This is a genomic window from Microbulbifer sp. ABF4_107, from assembly GCF_056312215.1.
This window is the reverse complement of the sequence record NZ_CM149983.1, coordinates 1,146,942-1,169,701: the sequence shown is the minus strand read 5'-3', so window position 1 is coordinate 1,169,701 and position 22,760 is coordinate 1,146,942. Positions and strand designations below refer to the sequence as shown.

At 57.8% G+C, this 22,760-nt stretch carries 18 protein-coding genes; 5 read left to right on the top strand and 13 right to left on the bottom strand.

Annotated elements, in window-relative coordinates; all coding sequences use genetic code 11:
- Positions 1 to 137: 137 nt before the first annotated feature.
- From ACYX4K_RS04835 to ACYX4K_RS04805, 7 genes are all read right to left on the bottom strand, one after another.
- On the bottom strand, positions 138 to 1,370 hold the full coding sequence (locus ACYX4K_RS04835) for a Wadjet anti-phage system protein JetD domain-containing protein (protein WP_475093243.1): 1,233 nt from the start codon (positions 1,368 to 1,370) through the stop codon (positions 138 to 140).
- Positions 1,367 to 5,002 carry an ATP-binding protein gene (locus ACYX4K_RS04830; protein ID WP_475093244.1) on the bottom strand — a complete coding sequence of 1,212 codons (3,636 nt, stop codon included), beginning with the start codon at positions 5,000 to 5,002 and terminating at the stop codon, positions 1,367 to 1,369. The genes ACYX4K_RS04835 and ACYX4K_RS04830 overlap by 4 nt, the downstream gene beginning before the upstream one ends.
- Positions 5,003 to 5,122: 120 nt before the next feature.
- The gene (locus ACYX4K_RS04825) at positions 5,123 to 5,836 is read right to left on the bottom strand and encodes a DUF4194 domain-containing protein (protein WP_475093245.1); all 714 of its coding nucleotides are present in this window, start codon (positions 5,834 to 5,836) and stop codon (positions 5,123 to 5,125) included.
- A complete protein-coding gene (locus ACYX4K_RS04820) occupies positions 5,829 to 7,268 on the bottom strand; it encodes a Wadjet anti-phage system protein JetA family protein (protein WP_475093246.1) in 1,440 nt (479 codons plus the stop codon). The genes ACYX4K_RS04825 and ACYX4K_RS04820 overlap by 8 nt, the downstream gene beginning before the upstream one ends.
- Positions 7,269 to 7,292: 24 nt before the next feature.
- A complete protein-coding gene (locus ACYX4K_RS04815; RefSeq protein WP_475118662.1) occupies positions 7,293 to 7,481 on the bottom strand; it encodes a DUF3012 domain-containing protein in 189 nt (62 codons plus the stop codon).
- A gap of 149 nt (positions 7,482 to 7,630) precedes the next feature.
- Complete coding sequence (gene cysS, locus ACYX4K_RS04810) at positions 7,631 to 9,004, bottom strand: cysteine--tRNA ligase (protein ID WP_475093248.1); 1,374 nt, start codon at positions 9,002 to 9,004, stop codon at positions 7,631 to 7,633.
- Positions 9,005 to 9,172: 168 nt separating this feature from the next.
- Positions 9,173 to 10,846 carry a glutamine--tRNA ligase/YqeY domain fusion protein gene (locus ACYX4K_RS04805; RefSeq protein WP_475093249.1) on the bottom strand — a complete coding sequence of 558 codons (1,674 nt, stop codon included), beginning with the start codon at positions 10,844 to 10,846 and terminating at the stop codon, positions 9,173 to 9,175.
- Positions 10,847 to 11,010: 164 nt separating this feature from the next.
- Here ACYX4K_RS04805 and ACYX4K_RS04800 point away from each other — a divergent pair, with 164 nt between their 5' ends.
- A complete protein-coding gene (locus tag ACYX4K_RS04800; RefSeq protein WP_475093250.1) occupies positions 11,011 to 11,520 on the top strand; it encodes a peptidylprolyl isomerase in 510 nt (169 codons plus the stop codon).
- A 54-nt stretch (positions 11,521 to 11,574) separates the two neighbouring features.
- Positions 11,575 to 12,303, top strand: coding sequence for a UDP-2,3-diacylglucosamine diphosphatase (locus ACYX4K_RS04795; RefSeq protein ID WP_475093251.1), 729 nt, complete (start codon positions 11,575 to 11,577; stop codon positions 12,301 to 12,303).
- Between the two features lie 84 nt (positions 12,304 to 12,387).
- Here ACYX4K_RS04795 and ACYX4K_RS04790 read toward each other — a convergent pair whose 3' ends face one another.
- On the bottom strand, positions 12,388 to 14,037 hold the full coding sequence (locus ACYX4K_RS04790) for a SulP family inorganic anion transporter (RefSeq protein ID WP_475093252.1): 1,650 nt from the start codon (positions 14,035 to 14,037) through the stop codon (positions 12,388 to 12,390).
- A gap of 131 nt (positions 14,038 to 14,168) precedes the next feature.
- Positions 14,169 to 14,843 carry a carbonic anhydrase gene (locus tag ACYX4K_RS04785; protein WP_475093253.1) on the bottom strand — a complete coding sequence of 225 codons (675 nt, stop codon included), beginning with the start codon at positions 14,841 to 14,843 and terminating at the stop codon, positions 14,169 to 14,171.
- A gap of 123 nt (positions 14,844 to 14,966) precedes the next feature.
- Between ACYX4K_RS04785 and ACYX4K_RS04780 the strand changes: the two genes are divergently transcribed.
- Positions 14,967 to 15,908: a hydrogen peroxide-inducible genes activator gene (locus ACYX4K_RS04780; protein WP_475093254.1), complete on the top strand. Its 942-nt coding sequence runs from the start codon at positions 14,967 to 14,969 to the stop codon at positions 15,906 to 15,908.
- A 13-nt stretch (positions 15,909 to 15,921) separates the two neighbouring features.
- On the opposite strand, the gene ACYX4K_RS04775 is transcribed toward ACYX4K_RS04780, so the two are convergent.
- Positions 15,922 to 16,545, bottom strand: coding sequence for a MiaE family protein (locus ACYX4K_RS04775; RefSeq protein ID WP_475093255.1), 624 nt, complete (start codon positions 16,543 to 16,545; stop codon positions 15,922 to 15,924).
- Positions 16,546 to 16,813: 268 nt separating this feature from the next.
- Here ACYX4K_RS04775 and ACYX4K_RS04770 point away from each other — a divergent pair, with 268 nt between their 5' ends.
- Positions 16,814 to 17,782, top strand: a complete 969-nt coding sequence (locus ACYX4K_RS04770) for a hypothetical protein (protein ID WP_475093256.1) — start codon at positions 16,814 to 16,816, stop codon at positions 17,780 to 17,782.
- Here the strand turns inward: ACYX4K_RS04770 and ACYX4K_RS04765 are convergent.
- From ACYX4K_RS04765 to ACYX4K_RS04755, 3 genes are all read right to left on the bottom strand, one after another.
- The gene (locus tag ACYX4K_RS04765; RefSeq protein ID WP_475093257.1) at positions 17,763 to 18,194 is read right to left on the bottom strand and encodes a hypothetical protein; all 432 of its coding nucleotides are present in this window, start codon (positions 18,192 to 18,194) and stop codon (positions 17,763 to 17,765) included. The two genes, ACYX4K_RS04770 and ACYX4K_RS04765, sit on opposite strands and share 20 nt — an antisense overlap.
- 44 nt (positions 18,195 to 18,238) lie before the next feature.
- Complete coding sequence (locus tag ACYX4K_RS04760; RefSeq protein WP_475093953.1) at positions 18,239 to 19,144, bottom strand: lipid kinase; 906 nt, start codon at positions 19,142 to 19,144, stop codon at positions 18,239 to 18,241.
- Between the two features lie 75 nt (positions 19,145 to 19,219).
- Positions 19,220 to 19,846, bottom strand: a complete 627-nt coding sequence (locus ACYX4K_RS04755; protein ID WP_475093258.1) for a DUF1289 domain-containing protein — start codon at positions 19,844 to 19,846, stop codon at positions 19,220 to 19,222.
- Positions 19,847 to 20,126: 280 nt separating this feature from the next.
- Between ACYX4K_RS04755 and acnB the strand changes: the two genes are divergently transcribed.
- A complete protein-coding gene (acnB, locus tag ACYX4K_RS04750; RefSeq protein ID WP_475093259.1) occupies positions 20,127 to 22,742 on the top strand; it encodes a bifunctional aconitate hydratase 2/2-methylisocitrate dehydratase in 2,616 nt (871 codons plus the stop codon).
- Positions 22,743 to 22,760: the final 18 nt, after the last annotated feature.

Here is a 22,760-nt window from a genome sequence, read left to right as displayed (position 1 = left end):
GTTTCTCATTAAAGTTTCTGGTACCAGTTCTTCGATAAATGGTACCGGAGTTGGGTATATGTTCCGTGAACTCGCGTGTAAAACGCAAGATCAATCAGTGACTAAAGAATCACAACCGTTTTAGACGTAGAATTTGACTACAAGCAAGTGACACCCACCAGGTCGCGCACCGAAACAACTTCTTGGTCAACAAATCTGCCGGTCTCGGCAATGGCTGGCAGTAGAGATGTGTCTGCATAGGCACATCCCGTAGCGACTAAGGCCCTCTGCTTACCTTTACCAGCTTGCTCAGGAGTGTGGCCATTACCCGCCGCAAGTTCTCTTAGCATGGGCGCGTAACCTATAGGCCAACAATCGAGGTTTGGGAAACTCTTTTTCAGGCTGGCTGCGATGTCGAGCCCTGCGCAATCCAAATCCCCCCAAAAATACACGTCCCAGCCCTGATCCTCTTGCCTTACCCACCACTGCTCAAACTGCCTAAGCGCAGCCGCCTCTCTCGAGCAACCGAACAGGCTGAAATGAGGCACACCCTCTTGCCGCACCCTCGTCGCACCAGCCCGATACCCCATTCCGTATACTAAAGCGGTAGACTGAGGACCAAACGCGGCCAGCTCGGTAAAGGAATCCTGATTTTCTATGATCAGCACACGCTCAATACTCTTAGGCAGGTACACATGCAGTAAGAGTGGGCGAGAGATAATTTTTTCAGAAAGCCTCGGATAAAATTTCTTCACCAACGACTGATGCGCCTCGGATTCCAAAAATTTCGAATCCCCTAAAAAACAGCGTGCAGAGAGGTGCCGCCAACTGGCACCGCCGCCGGCAGATAAAGCCGCCCCTATTGAACCCCAGCAGGACAAAAATTGGGCATAATCCGAATACCCAGGCGGCAATTCCGGACGCTTCCAGGTCAAAATTTCCTCGGTCGCCTCAAAGGAATTCAGGTGTATCTCTAACGCACTTCGCCATTCAGCATCCCGGGGATCTGTCGCCGGCCGTCCCAGCCACCGTCGGACCATGGCTTCCGCAGAATCATTAAAGTACAACTTCGCATTGACCCACTCGGGATCAGAAAGCGCTCTTTTTCTAGCAGTCACTTCAATATTGAAACATTCGAACTTCCGACTCACCCAGCAAAGTTCCCCCCAAAATTCTGACTCAGAAACTGTCGGGTCTCGCAGGACTGCCACCAGACTTCGGGCAGCATTTCCATTGGGGTTATCAGGGTTCAGCACGATTGGTCGCGACGGTGTTTTCACACTCTGCTTGAGTCGACGATCCAATCGATCAACAACGAACCCAAGCAACTTGAGTAATTCGTCGCTGTGCTGCAACCCCGCCAGAGGCGATACTGACCCGAGAGTGTTCACGCGTCTTCCGTCTCAAGCAGATCCAGGAACTCCAGACTTGCCTGTTGCCGGATAGTCCGGCGGTGGTTGGCCCAGAGTTTGGCGATTTTCTCTTGATTGCACACCTTGCGGTCTACGTAAACCCGGGTATTCAGCTCGCCGATGGGTTTGGGGCTCGGGCATTTGCTGAACACGAATTGGTTTGAAATCAGATCCATAAAGGGACCCGACTTGCTACTGGGCATGATGAACAGCAGCTGCAGACCCAGAGTTTCGGTCAGATACCGGATCACCTCGCGGGAGCGGGATTCGTCCATTTTGGAGAAGGCCTCGTCCACCAGCACCATTTTCAGGTGGCTGTTGCCGTCGTTGAAGCGGAACGCGGAAGTGACCGCGGCGGAGCGGATGATATACGCGGGCGTCTCCAGCTGGCCGCCGGAGCCGGTGCCGTACTGGCTGAGCGCGATGGGCTCCTTGCCCTGAGGTTCTTTGTAGATCTCGTAGTTGCGGTAGTTGCGATAGTCGCTGATGCGGTCGAGCTCACGGCGGGCGAGCTGCTCGTCCTCGCTCAGCAACATATTCAGCAGCTTATCCCGCACCTGCTGATGCTTGGGTTCCAGGTCCGCATCGAACAGGCTCTGCTCTTCACCGAGATTGGGCAGCTCGATCACCGCCTTGAAGAAATTCCAGTACTCCTTGAATTCCGGCACCCAGCGGTAGTCGAAGCGGAAGCGCTCGCGGTCTGCACCAAAGCGGTGGTGCTCCAGCTCGCCGTTCAGGTCATCCAGCACCCGCCTACCGTCATTGATCGACTGGTAAATCGCATGGCATAGGTGGGTGACAAAGGTGGTGTTGAAGGACTTCTTCAGGCCCTGCAATTGCTCGTGACGATCCACCAGCAGATTGTTTTTCAGGCGGTTGCGCAGCGCATTCAACTGCTCCACCAGCTGGCATACCAGCTTGAACTGCGCCTCATTGTGGCCACCGGCAAAATCCGGATCGAAAGAAAGCGTGTCGCCGGTGCTACAACTGCTGTTGTAGTCCATCACCGCCTTTAGCAAATGGTGGCTGTACTTTTGCAGTAGCCCGCGCCATTCGGCCACATCCTGGGAGAAATCAAAGCCGTCATCCGCTTGTGCAGCCTGCTGGTCTGCCTGCTGCAGCACGGACTCCACATCGAAATCCGGGGTGATCTGTGCAATACGCTGCACCGCTGCTTCACTGTCCGTCAGCGCATCGTCGAGCTGATCCAGTTGCGTGGACAGCGCTTGTAGCTGCTTGGCGATACTGTCGAGATTGCTCTCCAGTTTGCCGGCGAGCTTTTGCAGCCCGGCACCTTGCTGGCGCTCGCTTTCGAGTTTTTCATGCAGGGCATTGGCCTGCTGCTCCAGCTCCAGGCCGTCGTCCAGGTCCAGGTTTGCCAGTGCCTGCTCGGCATTGCGCCCCTGCCGCTGGGCGTCCAGCGCGGCATCCACCGCATCCAGGAGTTTGAGCGGGGTCAGGCTGCGCACGGCCTGTGCGAGGTTACGCAGCTGTTGTTGCTGCTCGTGCATCTGCCCGGCTTCTTTTAGTAGTTGTTGCAGCGCGCGCTCCTGCGCAGCCAGCGCCCGCGCGCGTGCGCCCTGTCCGAACACCAGCTCGCTGTCGTCGATATCGCAGCGCCACATGCTGTAATTGCCACTGGCCAGTCCTTCCGGGGTCAAGCCGCGCCGCGTGCCGCGCAGCTCCTGTGCGTCACGCACTTGCAACACGGTGCCGTAGGATGCCCGCAGATAGTATTCCGCGGTCTTGTGATTGAAGGTCATCAAGTCGACGATCGAATTTTTCGGCGCGTCCATGCGCTCTGCATCGCACCGAGCCTTGTCGCCCTGAATCACCCGCGCGCGGTTGCTGCGGCCGGGTATGGCGCGCACCACGGCGATGGCCTCGGCCTCGTAATCTGGATCGACGATGATCGAGAAACGCGCCCCACCCAAATAGCCCTCCACCGCCATCTGCCAGCGCTCGTCGAGCACTTCCACAAAATCACACAACACCTGCGGCTCCGCCTGCGGGCACTGCTCACGAATGGCCGCCAGCGCCTGATCGACATATTGCGGGTAGCGCACGCGATTGGATTGCAAATGCTGAATGCGGGATTCCTGGGTGTGCAGCTGTTTCTGCAACTGCTGCACCTTTAGCTCGCCGCGAGATACGAGATCATTAACCTGATCGCGCAGGGTAATCTCGCCGGCCTCGGCCTCAGTCATCTGGCGCACCAGGCGGCTTTGCACAGCTTCGGCGTTGGCCACTTGATCGCGCAACGACTCCTGAGCAGCAAGGTCAATCCAGTCCTTGGCGAGCAGCCCATCCAATTGCGGCAGCGCATCGCTACGACCGACCGCTTTCAGTGACTTCACCAGCCCGCCATCGCCAAAAGCCGGTATCTCCAGTGACACCGAGGTCGTGCTGAGCAAGGACAACAGTTCACCCGCCGCCGCCTGATTGGATGCGAACACCTGCTGCCGGCTGGCAAGTGGTGCCGCTAGCGAAGACAAGGTGCGGTTGGCCTCGGCGATTTTACGGTCCAGCTCGTCTTTGGCGCGCAGCGCCGATATGCCTTGGCGCTGCGCTTGCACTGCCACCCACTGCTCGTTCAGGTGACGTGCGCGGTTCTCGGACTGCTGAATTTCCTGCCCAGTGCGCTCGAGCTCAACCCGGGTTTCCTTCTGTCGATTTTTACCTTCCACGTAGGTTTTCTGCACACGCAGTTGCTGGTGCTTGGCCTGCAGATATTCCTGCACGCGCAGTTGCAGCCACTGCTCGGTGTAGAGCTCCGCGGACTCAGCAATGCGTTGCAGGGCATCGACGCGATCGACAATCTCCCGCGCTTCCAGCTCCATGCCGTGGATGGTTTTCATCAGCTCGGAAACCGAGCGGATGGCTTCGCCAAGGTCGCGCTTTTCCAGCACTTCCTGGGCGACGAAATCGTTGATGCTCTTTACCGGCTTGTAGGCCATAAAGTTGGCAAAGGTACGTGCTGCATGAGTGGCTTCGCGATCCGGCACTGCGTCTTTGCGGCCGCGCAGCGCGCCGTAGAGTCGACGGAGGTACGCTTTTTTCTTGTCGTACTCCTCTACCCGCTCGAACTGTTTACTGACAACACCGTAAAACTTGTCCAGCGGCAACAGGTGTTTGCCGTCTTTGTATTCCTTGATGAAATCATTCATCGCCAGCTGTTCACCTGGGATAACAAAAAACTTCAGACTGTCCTGGCGCGCCTGGCTCGGCTTGGTACTGGTATCCAGATGCGCGCGAATGCCCATAATGGCGGTAAAGGGCTCGCCATCTTCGCCATCGGTCGGATAGAAGTTACCGACAATATAGCAATCAGTAGGCTTGAGACGCGCGTAACTGCCGTCGTCACAACCGAGCACATAGGACGCAAGTGTGCGTACCTGCTTGCCACCACGACCGCGCTGGGTGGTCTCGTCCTGTCCCGGGTTGAAGGTAAACAGAGTATCGTGGGCGGCGGTCATCAGTGTCTGAATGGCATCGGCGGCGGTGGTTTTACCGGAACCATTGCCACCGGAAAACAGATTGATCGGGCCAAAGTCATATTCCAGCTGGGGGATATTGCCCCAGTTGATCAGCATGAGTTTTTTCAGAAACATACGTTTCGTGTGCTCGGTTTAATTATTTCTCATTGGCGGATGCACTTTCGTCATGCCGGACTTGATCCGGCATCCAGTACTACGTAGCTCTGGATTCCGGCCTTCGCCGGAATGACGGTTCTACTCTTCCACTGCAAACAAGCTGTGATCTTCGCTCACAGGCGTAATCCGCTCTATTTTTGCCGATTCTGCCGGCACTTCACTTTTCGAACTGCTCTCAAGCAATTGAGCCAATGCAGCCTCACTCACAAACTGGGCAATGGTCGGGCGCACCCGCAATAGGAACTCGGCCGCAGACTCGCTGTCATCCCCATTGAACTGAATCAGGCGCAGCTGCCGCAGTTTTTTCAGCAGTAGCTTGCGCTCGGCCAGTTTGTCCGGCAGGGACATCTTCAGCAGGTTGCGTAACCCCAGCTCCAGCGCTTCTAGCGTAAGTGCAACACAGCCGTGGTCGTCCACCTGCCCTTCGCGCAGCGACTTGTCGTATTCCACTCGCAGCACCAGAATCGCTGCGACTTCCTGCTGCGACAGTCGCGCGCGGAAGCCACCGTGATGCGGCTCTTCCTGATCGGGCATTCCCGGCACTTCCGAGCCCGGCGGGTACACGCGGATAAACTGAAAGCGACTGTCATGCTGCAGCCGCAGCCCCAGTGGCGCTATCCACTCGCGGACGATCTGCTCGCAGCGTTGAAAACGGTCATAGAGCACCGTTTCGATATTACTTTCATCTCGGCAAATGACGCCGTAGTCCAGTAACCGCACCAACAGCTCGGAAAATTCGCTGCGTGTGAGTTTGGATTGGGCCAAAGCCTCTTCCAGTGCCTGTTCAATCACGTTTGTTCAACTCGGTTTTCAATTCAAGCGTGTATTCATCAAATTGCTGGAAGTAATCATTACTCGCTACGTCGCCGGTAAAGTGCACTTCCATAAACGGACCACTGCCGTCCTGCGATACCGCTGCGGCCTCCAGCGCATGACTCATGGCCAGCAGATCCCGCGCATTCCTCAACGGCAGGTCGCGGCTGTTCACCCGCTGGCCGCTGCCCAAGGTACTGGAAAGATAGCTTCGCAAGTCACTACTGTTGAAATTGAATGCCTGATCCAGCAACTGCTGCAGCAGTATGTCGCGCTGGCTTTCGTCGCTGATGGGCGCTTCGTCTTCCACCAGCGTGTTGACCGGCTGCCGGCGACTGCGCTGCCACAGCTGCGTCTGTTTGGGGTCATATAGCCGCAGTTGGAAAGCGGACAGGTCGCTACCCAGTTTGCCGAGCAATTCGTCGCGATCGCTGTTTGCACCAAGCTCCTGGCACAGATCGGTAAAGGCCCCTTCGGTGGTACTTTGCAGGTAGCTCAGCTGGCGGATGATGATTTCCGCACGCTTGGTAAACCCCTGCAGGGCCTGGCGCAATGCCGGAAGCTTCACTTCACAGGCTCGGCGCATGCGGTCTTCGATGGTGTCCAGCATTAGCCACAGCACAGACTGCCCTTCCGCGTGCAGTTCCGGCAACTGTTGGCGCAGGCGTTGCTCCCACTCGGCTTTCTTGCTGTTGTCCTTGCGGCGAATCTGGCCGATGACTCGGCTGATACTGTCGCGATGCTTTTCCACGCTATCCGCGGAAAGGCGGATCGCCAGGTCCGGCTGGAAGCGACTCTCCATAAAGGAGAAGAATTCGTCGGTGGCCTGCTGCACAAGAATCTGCGCTTCCACCTCGCGTACCATCTCCCGCTTGCGCTCCTCCAGCTCCGCAATCATATCGGTGAAGTCCGCGACGATACGCTCGGAATATTCCCAGGCGTCAATCAGGTCGTACACCTCACCGCGGTTGGCAAAGGCATCCAGGGAGTTAAGCGTGTTGCGGGTATTGCGGTGGCGGGTGCGCACGCGGGTGCTGTTGAGCTCCACCAGCGGCTGGGTAAACAGCCGACCGCGCCGGCTGAAAGGATAAGAGACGGTGAGCGTGGCGGTGTCCACCAGCTTCTCCAGCCAGCCAAACTCCACCAGACTGTTCAGCACCCAGACGGACTGCTCGCGCAAACCGCGAAAGCGCCCTTCCGGCTCCGCACTGCCGTCACTGTCCAGCTGCGGGGCTCGGGTCAGGGCCTCGGAAAAGATTTCCAGAATCTGTTCGCGGGTGAGCGACTCGCCGTAGTCCGCCTTGGCGGTGTAGAGGCGCTCGTATAACAGGCGCAGGCATTCGACCACCTGCTCGCGGTATTTACCGGTGAGCGGGCGGAAGAAGTGCTGATAGGAATCTGCGAAAAACAACGGGCAGGCTTCCGAGTGGACGACTTATTGGTCTTCAGGTTTTTGATTTAGCACGCAGTATTTGGTGTAGTCACCGGCGTCTTTGAAGCTCCAGTCGCCTTTGGGGGTTTCATCCATTTTCTTGCACCAGGCGTCGGAGCCGCGTTTTGGTTCGCAGGCACTGAGCAGGAAGGCGGCGGAGAGGATACATGCAACTGTGAAGATCTTTTTCATGGTCGTTTTCTCTAATTTTTTATCTTCTCTTTCGTCATTCCGGCGACTCGCAAGAGCAGCGAAGCTCACGCCGGAATCCAGGCTACGGAGCATCGAACTGGATACCGGCATACGCCGGTATGACGGTTTAAGTAGCGCTTATCCGAACATTACTCCCGACGCCACTTGGTGCCTTCGCGGCTGTCTTCCAGCACCACACCTTTAGCCTTGAGTTCCTCACGGATTTCATCCGCACGGGCAAAGTTTTTGTCTTTCTTGCTCTGCTGACGCTCGGCGATCAGGGCTTCGATTTCGTCTTCACTGATCTCGTCGCCACCGCGGGATTGCTTGAACCAAGCTTCTGCATCCAACTGCAGAATTCCCAGCATCTCGCCTGCGGCCAGCAACTGCCCCTTGAGTGCCGGCTTATCGGCATCGGCGGCCTTGTTCAGTTCGCGCGCCAGCTGATGCAGCTCGCTGATCGCGATTGGCGTATTCAGATCGTCGTGGAGAGCTTCGATAAATGCGGAGCCTTCCAGATTCGCTTCAGCCGCTTCAACGGATTGGGTTTCACGCAGTGCACCGTACAAACCATCGAGGGTACGCCAAGCCTGATCCAACAAATCTGCGCTGAAGTTCAGCTCCGAGCGGTAGTGAGCAGACAGCAATGCGAAGCGCAATACCTCACCGGGGTACTGTTGCAGCAGGTCGTTAACCATGCGGAAGTTGCCCAGGGATTTGGACATCTTCTCGCCGTCGATATTGACGTAGCCGTTGTGCATCCAGTAACGCACAAAGTCTTTGCCGTTGGCACAGCAGCTCTGGGCGCGCTCATTCTCGTGGTGCGGGAAGGTGAGATCGCGGCCGCCGCCGTGGATATCAATGGTATCCCCAAGGTGTTTCTTGATCATCGCCGAACATTCCAGGTGCCAACCCGGACGGCCGTAACCCCAGGGGCTGTCCCAACCGGGCTCACCTTCGGAAGACGGCTTCCACAGCACGAAATCACCGGCGTATTTTTTATACGGCGCAACTTCCACACGGGCACCGGCGAGCATATCGTCCAGGGAGCGCTTGGAGAGTTTGCCGTAATCCTCCATGGATTCCACCGCGAAAAGCACGTGCCCTTCCGCGGCGTATGCGTGCCCTTTGTCTACCAGCGCCTCGATCATGGCGATCATTTCTGGCAGGTGCTCGGTGGCGTAGGGCGTAACATCCGGCTGCAGGGTGTTCAGCGCCTGCATATCCTCGAAATAGGCTTGGGCGAAGCGCGCGCTCAACACGCCAATTTCTTCACCGTTGTCCCGCGCGGCCTTCATGATCTTGTCGTCGATGTCGGTAATGTTGCGCGCGTACACCACATCGCTGTAGAGGCTTTTCAGTACGCGATAAAGGGTATCGAACACCACCGCCGGACGCGCGTTGCCGATGTGCACACGGTTGTACACGGTCGGGCCGCACACGTACATACGCACGCGGTCTTCCTGAATGGGCGTGAAGATTTCCTTTTCACCGGAGAAGGTGTTGTAAACCTTGAGAGACATCTCTTCTCACTGTTTCTGATTATGTGACTTTGTAGTAACTAGTGGTGGATGCGCTTCGCTTATCCACCCTACTGGCTCGGTGCCAACGCTCTGGATACCGGCTTTCGCCGGCATGACGAACTTTGAATACCGTCATTCCGGCGCATGCCGGAATCCAGCGACCGGAGCCTATTTGTTTTGCTCTTTGGCCCAGCTATCCCGCAAGCCAATGGTGCGGTTGAACACGGGCTTTTCCGGGGTACCGTACTTGCTGTCGCGACAGAAGTAGCCGTTGCGCTCGAACTGGTAACCCTTTTCCGGCTGGGCTTCGGCGAGGCCGATTTCGGCTTTACAGCCGGTCAGCACCTGCAGGTTGTCCGGGTTGACGGACTCCAGGAAGTTTTTGTCGCCCACGTCCGGGGATTCCTCATTGAACAGACGGTCGTAGAGGCGTACCTCGCAATCCACGTTGTTGTCCGCAGACACCCAGTGGATCACGCCTTTCGGCTTGACGCCGTCGGCGGGATCTTTACCCAGGGTATCCAGGTCCACGGAACAAAGGACTTCCACAATCTCACCGGCATCGTTCTTGACGACTTCGTCCGCCTGGATCACGTAGGCGTTGCGCAGGCGCACTTTTTTGCCCAGTACCAGACGCTTGTACTTCTTATTGGCTTCCTCGCGGAAGTCTTCCTGTTCGATATATACGGTCTTGGTGAACGGCAGCTCTCGTGCCGGCAGATCTTCGCGCACCGGGTGGCCCGGGGCGCTCAGCATTTCCTGCTGCCCTTCGGGGTAATTGGTGAGGGTCACCTTGAGAGGCTTCATCACGCACATGGCGCGCGGCGCATTCTTGTCCAGGTCGTCGCGGATCGCGTATTCCAGCATACCCACGTCCACGGTGGAGTCGGAACGGGTCACCCCAATCATTTCACAGAACTGACGGATGGAAGCCGGAGTCACACCGCGGCGGCGCAGGCCGGAAATGGTGGGCATACGCGGGTCGTCCCAGCCGTCCACAAAGCCCTCATCCACCAGCTGCTTGAGTTTGCGCTTGGACACCACGGTGTAGTTCAGGTGCAGGCGGGCAAACTCGTACTGACGCGGGCGCGCCGGCACCGGCAGGTTTTCGATAAACCAGTCGTACAGCGGCTTGTGGTCTTCAAACTCCAGGGTACAGATGGAGTGGCTGATCCCTTCGATGGCATCGGACTGGCCGTGGGCGAAGTCGTAGCTCGGATACACGCACCATTTATCACCGGTCTGGTGGTGTGCAATTTTTTTGATGCGGTAGATGATCGGGTCGCGCAGGTTGATGTTCGGCGCCGCCATATCGATTTTGGCGCGCAGGCTGCAGCTACCCTCATCGAATTCGCCCGCGGCCATGCGCGCAAACAGGTCCAGATTCTCCTCCACGGTGCGATCGCGGAAGGGGCTGTTCTTACCCGGCGCTTTCAGGGTGCCGCGGTACTCCCGCGCCTGCTCAGCATTGAGGTCACAGACGTAGGCCTTGCCCTGCTCGATCAGGTAAATGGCCCACTGGTGCAACTGGTCGAAGTAGTCCGAGGTGTAGCGCACATCCCCTGCCCAATCGAATCCCAGCCAGGAAACGTCGCGCTTGATCGCGTCTACGTATTCCTCTTCTTCTTTGGCCGGGTTGGTGTCATCAAAGCGCAGGTTGCATTCGCCACCGAACTCTTTCGCCAGGCCAAAATTCAAACAGATAGATTTGGCGTGGCCGATATGCAGGTAACCGTTGGGTTCCGGCGGGAAACGGGTGGTCAATTGCTCGACGCGGCCCTCGGCCAGGTCTTCGCGAATGATGTTCTGGAGGAAGTGAGCGGGCTTGCTCTCGGATGTCATGGCTTTCTCTAAATCAACTACTCGAAGTAAGCGGCGGATTATAACGCAGATGGCTGCCGCCGCATGGGGTTTTCACTGCTTGTATGCCGCCAGCCTGCGCGGCTTGCGTCGGTCTGTGAACAGAGTATCATGCCGCCCCAAACCGACCCCGGACAGGACATTTTATGATCACTCTGCACACCACTTACGGCGATATCGCCATCGAACTGGATTTTGACAAGGCACCGAAGACCGCCGCGAACTTCCTGCAGTACTGCCGCGACGATTTCTACACCGGCACCATCTTCCACCGGGTGATCAACAATTTCATGATCCAGGGCGGCGGCATGACCCCAAACATGGACCAGAAGCCGACTCGCGACGCCATCGAAAACGAAGCAGACAACGGCCTGAAGAACGACACCGGCACTCTGGCCATGGCGCGCACCATGGACCCGCACTCCGCCACCGCTCAATTCTTCATCAACGTGAAGGACAACGACTTCCTGAACTTCCGCGCCAAAGACGCGCAGGGCTGGGGTTACTGCGTATTCGGTAAAGTGGTTGACGGTATGGACGTGGTCAACAAGATTAAGGACGTCGCTACCGGCAGCAACGGCTTCCATCAGGACGTGCCTACCGAGACCATCGAAATCAATGGTGTGACCGTATCCGACGCCTACGCTGACAAGTAAGCGAATCTCACACAACAACCTCTCACACCCATCTCAACCGGGCGGAGCAGACCAGTGGCAACCTACCTGATTTCAGACCTGCACCTGGATGAATCCCGCCCGGATATCACCCGGGCCTTTTTTGACTTTCTGAAAGGGCCCGCGGCGGGCGCGGAAGCGCTCTACATCCTCGGCGACTTTTTCGAAGTATGGATCGGAGATGACGACGATGCTCCCCTGATCGAAGAAGTTGCGCGCCAACTCAACGCCTATTCCGCTTCCGGTCCGGCACTTTACCTGATGCACGGTAACCGGGACTTCCTCATAGGCGATGACTTTGCCCAACGCTGCGGCGCCACCCTGCTCCCGGACCCAAGCCTGGTGGAACTGGCGGGCCAGCCGGTACTGCTGATGCACGGTGACAGCCTGTGCACCCGCGACCAGGAATATATGGCGTTCCGCCAGCAGGCCCGCAACCCGCTGTGGCAACAGGGGCTGCTGGCCAAACCCCTGGAAGAGCGCCGCCAGATCGCCGCTCAGATCCGCGCCACCTCCAAATCCATGAACAGCCTGAAGGCGGAAGACATCATGGACGTGACCCCGGAGGAAGTGGTGAATGAGATGGAAGCCCACCACACCCAGACACTGATCCACGGACACACACACCGGCCCGACCGCCATTCACTGGCTGCCAATGGAAAGCCGGCTGAACGCATTGTGCTGGGTGACTGGGGAGAGTTGGCGTGGTGCATCAAGGCGGATGAAAGCGGCCTGTCATTGCAACACTGGCCTATCCAGCCCTGATTTACTCGCTTGAGCAAACAGACAAATAAAAACGGGGCACTGAATGTGCCCCGTTTTCGTTATACGCGAAGTCAGCCCGACCAATCAGGCCGCGCCTCCACTGGGCAGGCCTTTGTGAACATCCGCATCGGCTTCGGCGGTCGATTCGATCGACGCTTCCGCCGCTTTCAATGCTTCGCTCAGGGTCTCATAAGTACCCGAGGCAGGAATCCGGCCATTCAGGCCTTTCAATACCTTATGCACCTCTTCATTCATGCCCGCCAGATAGAGCTGCTTGCCGCCGCTCTTGGCATCCGCTGCGATCGTCTCAACCGCAAGCGCGGCAGACAGATCGAGGAACGGCACCGACGAGAAGTTCAGAATTAACACGCGAGACGCGTTGCTGCTCTGTTCACGCACGTGGTGACCCAGATCCGCTGCCGCACCAAAGCTGAGCGGACCGCTGAACTCAAACAGGGCAATGCGATCGCGGTTCCGCTGCAGAATGGCCTTGTCGTCCTCGCTGTCCAGGTGCTCCGGCAGATTGCGCAGACGCTCGATCTGCAGGCTCGCTACCTGCTTCACGTAGGCCAGCGCAGCCAGTACAACACCTGCAGCAACGGCGGTGATCAGGTCAACAAACACGGTCATGCTCAGCACAAGCACCATCAACAGCAGGTCCCAACGGGGGCCCTGGTGCGCGCGCTTGAGGTATTTCCAGTCGATGATATCCAGGCCGACTTTCACCAGGATACCGGCCAGCACTGCCTGAGGAATATTCTCCGCCAGCGGACCGAGACCCAGCGCCACCGCCAGCAATACCAGGGCATGGGTCATGCCAGAGATACGGGTCTGACCGCCGGAGCGGATATTCACCACGGTACGCATGGTCGCACCCGCACCGGCGATACCGCCGATAAGGCCCGCGGCCGTGTTACCGATACCCTGGCCAATCAGCTCTTTGTTGCTGTGATGCCGGGTGCGGGACATATTATCTGCCACCAGCGAGGTCAGCAGGCTGTCCAGAGAACCGAGGATCGCAAGAATGACCGCAGCCTCCACCACCAGCATCATGTTTTCGCCGCCCAGCACCGGCATATGCAACTCTGGCAGACCGGTGGGAATGCTGCCAAGAATCGGCACATCCAGCATGAAATAGGCAACGACCGTACCCAGAATCAAGGCGGCCAGCGGGCCCGGAAGATAGCGTCCCCACTTACCGGGCCACAGGTAGACCATCGCCAGGGTTGCCAGACCGAGCACCAGATTCGCCGGATGAGTCGAAGACAGTGCTTCCGGCACGTTGCCCAGTGAACCCAGCACGCCACTGGGGGACGCGTGCCCCAGCAGTGGGTTCAATTGAAGAATAATGATGATGACACCGATGCCGGTCATAAAGCCGGAAATCACCGGATAAGGGACCAGGCGAATATAGTGCCCGATACCGAGCACCCCGAAGGCGATTTGCAGTACGCCAGCGAGTATCACGGCGGTAAAGATAAGCGCGGCGTCGCCAGAAAGGCTGGCAAACAGCCCCGCGAGCACCACCACCATCGGCCCTGTGGGGCCAGAAATCTGAGGACCAGTGCCGCCAAACAGGGCGGCGAAGAAACCAACGGCAATGGCACCGTACATGCCCGCCATGGGACCAAGCCCGGAAGCGACGCCCAACGCGAGTGCCAGAGGGAGCGCAACCACACCCGCGGTAATACCACCGGTAACATCACCACGCAGGTTAGATAAATCGAACTTCATTACTACTGAACCCCTATTACTTCACTATCTTCCTTGCTGCGGGGCCATTGACTGGCCCCGAACTACTCCCATGAGCGCAAAGCGGCCACGCAACCGCCCCGCACTTTTGAGACATCGACCCAAAGTCGCGATCAGCTGCCGCAGGTATCTTTGGCAACGGAATCTGCCAGCTCACCAAAGGTTGCGCGATACTGCTCGTCCATCGGCTTGAACTCGCGCGTGGACTCGTCGAAGCACAGCACCTCACCGCTACCGATGTTGTACACCCAGCCATGCAGGGTCACACGACCATTGGCCAAGCCACTGGCCACCGCCGGGTGGGTACGCAGGTGCTGCAATTGCTGGACCACATTTTCACAAGTCACTTCGTCGAGGTGCGCCTTACTCAGCTCACCGTGGCGATCCCGCACCACATCGGTGGCGGAGCGGCAGTGTCCAAGCCACTCCTTGACGTGGGGCAGCGAATCCAGGTTTTCCGGTTCGATAGCACCCTTCATGGCACCGCAATCTGTGTGACCACAGATCACAATGTGAGAAACACCCAGGGCGGCAACCGCAAACTCAATCGAGGCGGTCATACCACCGGAATGATTGCTGTGCGGCGGCACCACGTTGCCGGCATTGCGGCAGATAAACAGCTCACCCGGCTCGGTCTGAGTAACCAGGTTTGGGTCGATACGGGAGTCCGCACAGGTGATAAACAAAACTTCAGGATTTTGACCGTCGGCCAGCTTCGAAAAACGCGCTTTTTTGGTGGGGTAGACTTCTTTCTGAAACTTCGCCACGCCGGAAATTACGTGCTCCATGAATACTCCTTGCAATCAAACTGGAACGGACACTCGATTAAGAATCCATTATTTTTTGATAGTTCAATAAGTTAAAATACTATTTGCTGATAACGATTAATTATCAATGTACACCTAGCCGCCATGCCGAAAACATCCCCGCCACCCAGCTTCAAGCAACTCGAATATTTTGTGACTATTGCGTCACAATCCAGTTTTCGGCGCGCAGCCGAAGAGCTCAGAGTGAGCCAGCCCGCCCTCACCACCCAGATTCAGGCACTGGAAAGCAACCTCGGTATTCCACTGTTCGAGCGCAATCGATCAGGCACCCTCCTGACCCCTGAAGGCCGCGAACTGCTCGCACATGCAAAGCAGCTTATCCTCGGTGTTCGTGAATTTTCGCAGCATGCAAGCCTGATATCACAGGGACACCAGAGCACTTACAAGCTCGGCGTCCCTCCGACACTCGGCCCGTATCTGCTACCGAACGTGTTGCCCGCCCTCCACCACAAGCACCACAAGTTGAAACTGTATGTACGCGAGGCACCGCCGAACCGCCTAATCCAATCACTCACCGAAGGACTCTACGACATCGCGATCGTCCCTCTTCCGGTGAAGCGAGACGACATTTCCATCGAACCCCTGTTCACTGAGCCATTGAAGTTTGTCGTGCCCGCGGATCATCGCCTGGCGGGCAAAGCCAAAGTGATGCCTTCACAACTCAAGGGGGAGAAAGTGCTGACGCTCGAGGGACAGCACCACTTTCACCACCAGGTACAGGAGATTTGTGAGGGGCTGGGCGCCCAGTTACAACGGGATTACGAAGGCACCAGCCTGGACACATTGCGCCAGATGGTGGTGATGGGATTGGGGGTCGCATTTCTTCCGGGACTCTACGTCCACTCTGAAATGCACAACCCGGAAGCGCTACATGTGAGCGAATTGCGCGCAAAACCGATACGCCGACAACACGGCCTGGTATGGCGCGCCAGCGCGCCGGCTCGTCGCTTTTATCGAGAGCTGGCCAGTGATTTGCGCACCATCGTGGCGGAGCGCCTGGGGGATGTCGTAGAAGTGTACAAGTGATCGCGAAACCGGCTCAGGCCAGACCAGGCACACCGCTATGGAAGCGGAAATCTTCATCTACCGCCTCGACCAACTCCCGCTCCACTTCGAGTAACGCTTGTATTCGAGGCTGAATATCCTCCTCCGTCGCCTTCTGGGCCAGAGTCAGGTAATCGCGAAAATGCCGCGCCTCAGACTTGAGCAGCGACAAGTAGAACTTTTGCAGCTCGTCATCCAGATGAGGCGCTATGCGCGCAAACCGCTCGCAGGATCGCGCCTCGATAATCGCACCGCAAATTAGAGTATCCACCAGGCGCCCGGGCTCCTGCTTGCGCACCTGATCGCGCAGGCCCGCCGCATAGCGCGATGCGGTTACGTGCGGGTAGCGAATCCCGCGCGCCTTCATGACTGCGATCACCTGTTCGAAGTGGCGCAACTCCTCCCGCGCCAGGCGCGACATCTTGTTCAGCAACTCGAAGTTATCGAGATAGCGAAACATAAGATTCAGCGCGGTACCTGCGGCTTTCTTCTCGCAGTTGGCGTGATCCACCAGCATCATCTCCGGCTCCTTCAGCGCCGCCTGCACCCAGGCATCGGGGGTGTCGCACAGTAAAAAGGCGTGGATGGCGGAAAGATCGGGGACCGGGGCACTGCTCATAACGGGACTCATTGCAAAATCATCAAGCGGACTTGGCAAGCCTCAGGACCTGCCGGCGCGGCGCATTATAACGCCCCTCCCCCGCTTTTGTTGACCGGCGCTACGAAGTGCGAGATTGGGGCGCGGAATGACAAACTTCATTTGATAACGACTTATTAAGTGGATTATTATTTTCTCTGGTGCTCACTCATTTCAGGTAAGACTCCTGATTGCGCAGCCACCTAGATCGCACGCAGAGACCCACAAGTCGAGTAACCAGGCACCGCCAATGGCATCACACAATCCGAGTAACGCCGACAGCGAAACACTAGGCGAGCTACGCCCGCAACTGCCCACAGCACTTGAGGAAATGCACAGGCTGGCGGAACGCCTGGCCGAGCAATTGTCAGCCCTCGATACGCTGCAGCCACCGTGGCAGCACTTTTTACTGCGCCCCGCTTTCGCCACTGATTCTGCCGATCGACTGGGAGTAGACTTCGACCAACCCTTCACCCTGAGCGCGGCCCTATTTGCCAATCTGGACTACGGCGAACAGCACCAACCGGGAGACGCCCGCAATACCTTACAGATTCCCGGATTGTTGGCCGCCCCTGCCGCGGTTATTGCGACAGCTCAGGAGTTGAACCAGGCCAAGGCAACATTTCAGCAGCTCACGACAAATATCAAACAAGCCCTCGCCCCACGCCCCGCCCTGGAGCGCGACCGACTATTGCGGGACATGCTTGACGATGCAGGCTTCCCCCGCGCGCACCTGCGTCAGTGCTACCGCCAGATTCTGCTTTGCCCAAGGCGTCCGGATGCCCTCGCCCTGAGCTGGATCAAGGCGCGCAAGTCCATCAAAAAAGTAAGTGTCGACTGGTGTGAAAAGAAGCTGGTGCAGCTGGACCCGCAGGGACAGGACCCTGGCATTCAGTACCAACGGCAACTATTGGCGGGACTGCACCGCAAGCAGCACGAAAGCCTGCGCCAGATTCAGACCCAAAGCAGGCCGAACCTGCAGGTGGCAGAAATTTTCCACAACAGCGAAAAAGAAGAGCGTGAGGAGTATCGGCAAGTGGGCTATTCCGCCATGCCTGTGCTGGTTTACGGTGGTGAAGACCACACGCTACCGGAATTTACCCGCGTGGATCACAATCCACCCGTGAGCCAGCGACGAACGCGACGGGATTTGAAAGTAGAAAAGACACCGTTTTTGGCGGCGCTGCGGGTGCATCTGATCACGCCCCCAAACGCTTGATCGCCCGCTCCGCACTGGATTTGCAATCCGCCAGAAGCGACGCATATTGAGACTCGACGAGCACGCCCGCCTCCTGCGTCACCTGCTCAAGCCACCCTTGCTCCCGGGCTCGGCAATGATCCAGCATGGCATCGCCACCCTGCTCGGCAAATACGCTGGCGAGCTGCTCCTGCAATTGCACCACAGCCTCGCGATCCGGATCTGGCTCTGAGGGCAGGTCGTCGGTTTCTCGAATGGCATCGGCCAATTTTCGGGACAATTGCTCGCGCTCTGCGGCGAGCTGGTTGCACAGTGTTGCCGATTCCTGCCCGACGTCATGCTCCACCACAAAACGGAAATGTGCCAGGGTTTCCAGTGCCCAGCCATGTAGCCACTGCAAGGCGACCTGAACATCGTTTCGCAACAAACTCATTCACCGACTCCCTCTTTCCGTTCAATTCTTTCACGCTTGACCAATCACACGAACGAACCCGGGGGCACCACCACCTCAAGTGCCCGCTCAACTACGCGGATCGTCACCGGGGTTTTCGCTACAGGCTCGCCATCGGCGTGCACTTCCATCCCGGGGGGTACAGTTTCAATTCTTACCTCTTTGCCAGACTCGGCAAAGACGCGCCTCGACACGCGGTGCTGCCCCAGGCGCAGAAACGGTGCCAGCGAGCAAAGCTCCACCAGGCTTTGAGGCTTCAGACTGTACAGATGGAGCTCCGCATCACTTATCGTAGCCTGCTCGTGCACCACGTTGCCGCCGCCATAAAATCGGCCATTGCCCACGGCCAACTGCATTGAGCGAAACCGGAACGCACGCCCGTCGATTTCCAGACGAACCTTGAACTGATGATTTCGGGTCAGGGCTTCACTGACCGCCTTCAGATAGCTCAGCACACCCCAGCGCCGCTTCACCTCTGGCGTCAGCGCCTCGGTGACCTGAACCCCCAACCCCAGATTCGCGACATTGAAAAAGTAATCGTCACCAACCTGCCCGAGATCGATCGGCGCCGTATGCCCGTCGAGAATGGCGGTAAACGCCTGCTCCAGCGACTCAATACCCAGCGAGCGCGCCAGATCGTTTGCCGTTCCCATGGGCAACACCGCAAAGGGACGCCCACGCTCCAGCAACGCTCTCGCGCAGCCACTGACGGTACCGTCACCGCCACCCACTGCGACAATATCCGCGCTGGATTCGAGTATGGACGCCTTTGCATCGGCCGGGCCGCCGGATTCTTTCAGCTCCACTTTCCAGCCACAGTCCCGCAAACGGGAAACGCCGGTGTCGAGCTGCTCGGAACACTCCCCACCACTGCGACTGGCAGGGTTAATCAATATCAGAAGATGCTTGCCAGAATGGCCTGTCGCGCCCACCAATCAGTTCTCCTTGAACACAGGGGATTGCATAAGACTTGCCCGGCTATAGATACAGAAGCACTGGGCGGGGAATCAGTCAGCGGCCGCGGCCATTCCGGGGGCTACAAACCGCAAATAATAGGCCTGCGAGAGTGCGAAGAAATCCTCATCGATCCGTCGGCGCAGTTCGGTGAGCGGCACACCCCGGGCAACGGCAGTGACCCGGAGTCCATACTCCCCCGGGTGTTTGATTTGACTCGCACCCGCGCGCAACAGTTCAAACACCCAGCAATATGGGTTTTGATCTTCGTTAAAGCGGATCTGCTGGTGGCGCAACTGCGATAACAGCAGGTTCTGGTCGACTATTTCCAGCTGGCTGCGCACAGCATTTGCAAGATAACCGTCACGGCGCTCCGCTATGATGCGGCGCTGCTCTTCGGAATAAGCGTTCCAATCGATCACTTCGTGAGCGAAGCGTTTGCAACCACGGCAGACATTATCGCCAATGCCGGTGGAGCAGACGCCAATACAGGGCGTACGTACTTTTTTATAAATCGCCATGCAGCGAAAATACCTCTTCTTACAAAATCGTCTGCCCGCCGCGCCAACCTCTATTGAGAAACCACTCAATTCGTGCGACGTCGATAAGTCCGAATGAAAGAAAGCTTGTGTGAAACGAGGCGGCACAGAATAGCATTTTCGATGAGCGATTTCGTCCATTCATCCCATGGATAAAGGCGAGTCCACTCACGCCAGAATGCGATTGATTCTCACTTTAATCGGTGCACTTTATGGCACCTTTATTGATTTCATGAATGGCGATAATTCGCGTAAGTTATTGATTTTTCAACGAACTTAACAGCACGAACCGAGTAATGTAGAATTCGCCACCCGCTTCCAGCGGCCATCGATGTAAAACGGAGTCCGGTTGACGATTTTTCGCACCCGAATTCCGGGAAAGCTGTTGGTTCCACCCCATACACCAAAGAGGGAATTATCCGTGCTTGAAGCCTATCGCAAACACGTCGCCGAGCGCGCCGAACAGAATATCCCACCCAAGCCCCTGAACGCCGAGCAGGTTGCCGGCCTGGTGGAACTGCTGAAAAACCCGCCGGCGGGTGAAGAGCAGGAGCTGCTGGACCTGATCACCAACCGCGTACCGCCGGGTGTGGACGAGGCCGCCTACGTTAAAGCCGGTTTCCTCACCGCCATCGTGAAGGGCGAAGCGGAATCCCCGCTGATCGACAAAGAACACGCCACCAAACTGCTGGGCATGATGCTGGGCGGCTACAACATCGCCACTCTGGTTGATCTGCTGGACGACAAAGACCTGGCCGAATTGGCCGGCGAGCAGCTGAAAGGCACCCTGCTGATGTTTGACGCCTTCCACGACGTGGAAGAGAAAGCGAAAGCCGGCAACGAAGTAGCCAAGGCCGTCATCCAGTCCTGGGCCGACGGCGAATGGTTCACCAAGCGCGACAAAGTCGCCGAGAGCATCAAGGTTGCGGTCTTCAAGGTGACCGGTGAAACCAACACCGACGACCTGTCCCCGGCCCCGGACGCCTGGTCCCGCCCGGACATCCCCCTGCACGCGCGCGCCATGTACAAAATGACCCGCGACGGCCTCACCCCGGAAGAGCACGGCGTTACCGGCCCGATGAGCCAGATCGAAGAAATTCAGAACAAAGGCATTCCCGTTGCCTTCGTAGGTGACGTAGTCGGTACCGGTTCTTCCCGTAAGTCTGCCACCAACTCCGTACTGTGGTTCTTCGGCGACGACCTGCCGGGCGTACCGAACAAGAAAGGCGGCGGCATCTGCATCGGCGGCAAAGTAGCCCCGATCTTCTACAACACCATGGAAGACGCCGGCGCACTGGTTTTCGAAGCACCGGTTGACGACCTGAACATGGGCGACGTGATCGAGATCCGCCCGTACGAAGGCAAAATCCTGGCCGAAGACGGCAAGGTACTGTCCGAGTTCGAACTGAAGTCCGACGTACTGCTGGACGAAGTACAGGCCGGTGGCCGTATCAACCTGATCGTTGGCCGCGGTCTGACCACCAAAGCCCGCGAATCCCTGGGCCTCGGCGCTTCCGATCTGTTCCGCCTGCCGGAGCAGCCGAACGACACCGGCAAGGGTTACACCCTGGCACAGAAAATGGTGGGTAAAGCCTGCGGTATGGAAGGCGTCCGTCCGGGCACCTACTGCGAGCCGAAGATGACCACCGTTGGCTCCCAGGACACCACTGGTCCGATGACCCGTGACGAACTGAAAGACCTGGCGTGCCTCGGCTTCCAGGCCGACCTCACCATGCAGTCTTTCTGTCACACCGCGGCTTACCCCAAGCCCGTTGATATCGACACCCAGCACACCCTGCCGGACTTCATCATGAACCGCGGCGGCGTTTCCCTGCGCCCGGGCGACGGCATCATCCACAGCTGGCTGAACCGCATGCTGCTGCCGGACACCGTCGGTACCGGTGGCGACTCCCACACCCGTTTCCCCATGGGCATCTCCTTCCCGGCCGGTTCCGGTCTGGTTGCGTTTGCCGCTGCCACCGGCGTAATGCCGCTGGATATGCCGGAATCCGTACTGGTGCGCTTCAAAGGCGAAATGCAGCCGGGCATCACTCTGCGTGACCTGGTACATGCGATCCCTTACTACGCGATCCAGCAAGGTCTGCTGACCGTCGAGAAGAAAGGCAAGAAGAACATCTTCTCCGGCCGAATCCTCGAAATCGAAGGCCTGGATAACCTGACTGTAGAGCAGGCGTTCGAACTGTCCGACGCCTCCGCCGAGCGCTCCGCTGCTGGCTGTACCATCAAGCTGCCGGAAGACTCCATCGCCGAGTACCTGCGTTCCAACATCACCCTGCTGCGCTGGATGATCGCGGAAGGCTACGGCGACACCCGCACCCTGGAGCGTCGTGCACGCGCCATGGAAGCCTGGCTGGAAAAACCAGAGCTGATGAGCGCCGACGCCGATGCGGAATACACCGCAGTGATCGAAATCGATCTGGCGGAAGTGAAAGAACCCATCGTGTGCTGCCCGAACGACCCGGACGATGCCAAGCTGCTGTCCGACGTGGCCGGCGACAAAGTAGACGAAGTTTTCATTGGCTCCTGCATGACCAATATCGGTCACTTCCGCGCTGCCGGTAAACTGCTGCAGCAACATAAAGGTGGTATCTCCACCCGCATGTGGATCTCTCCGCCTACCAAGATGGACGAGCACCAGCTGATGGAAGAAGGCTACTACAACATCTACGGCTCCGCCGGTGCACGCACCGAGATGCCGGGATGCTCCCTGTGCATGGGTAACCAGGCACGTGTAGCCCCGAACAGCACCGTGCTGTCCACCTCTACCCGTAACTTCCCCAACCGCCTCGGCGACGGTGCCAACGTGTACCTGACCTCCGCGGAACTGGCCTCTGTAGGCGCCATCCTGGGCAAACTGCCGACCCCGGCGGAATACCAGGAATACGCCCAGAACCTGAACTCCATGTCTGCGGAAATCTACCGCTACCTGAACTTCGATCAGATTGAAGACTTCCAGAAGTCTGCCGAAGAAGGTAAGCGCATCGCCGCTACTGAGATTCAGGATGTTGCTGTTTAAGTGACAGACTGAGGTTCA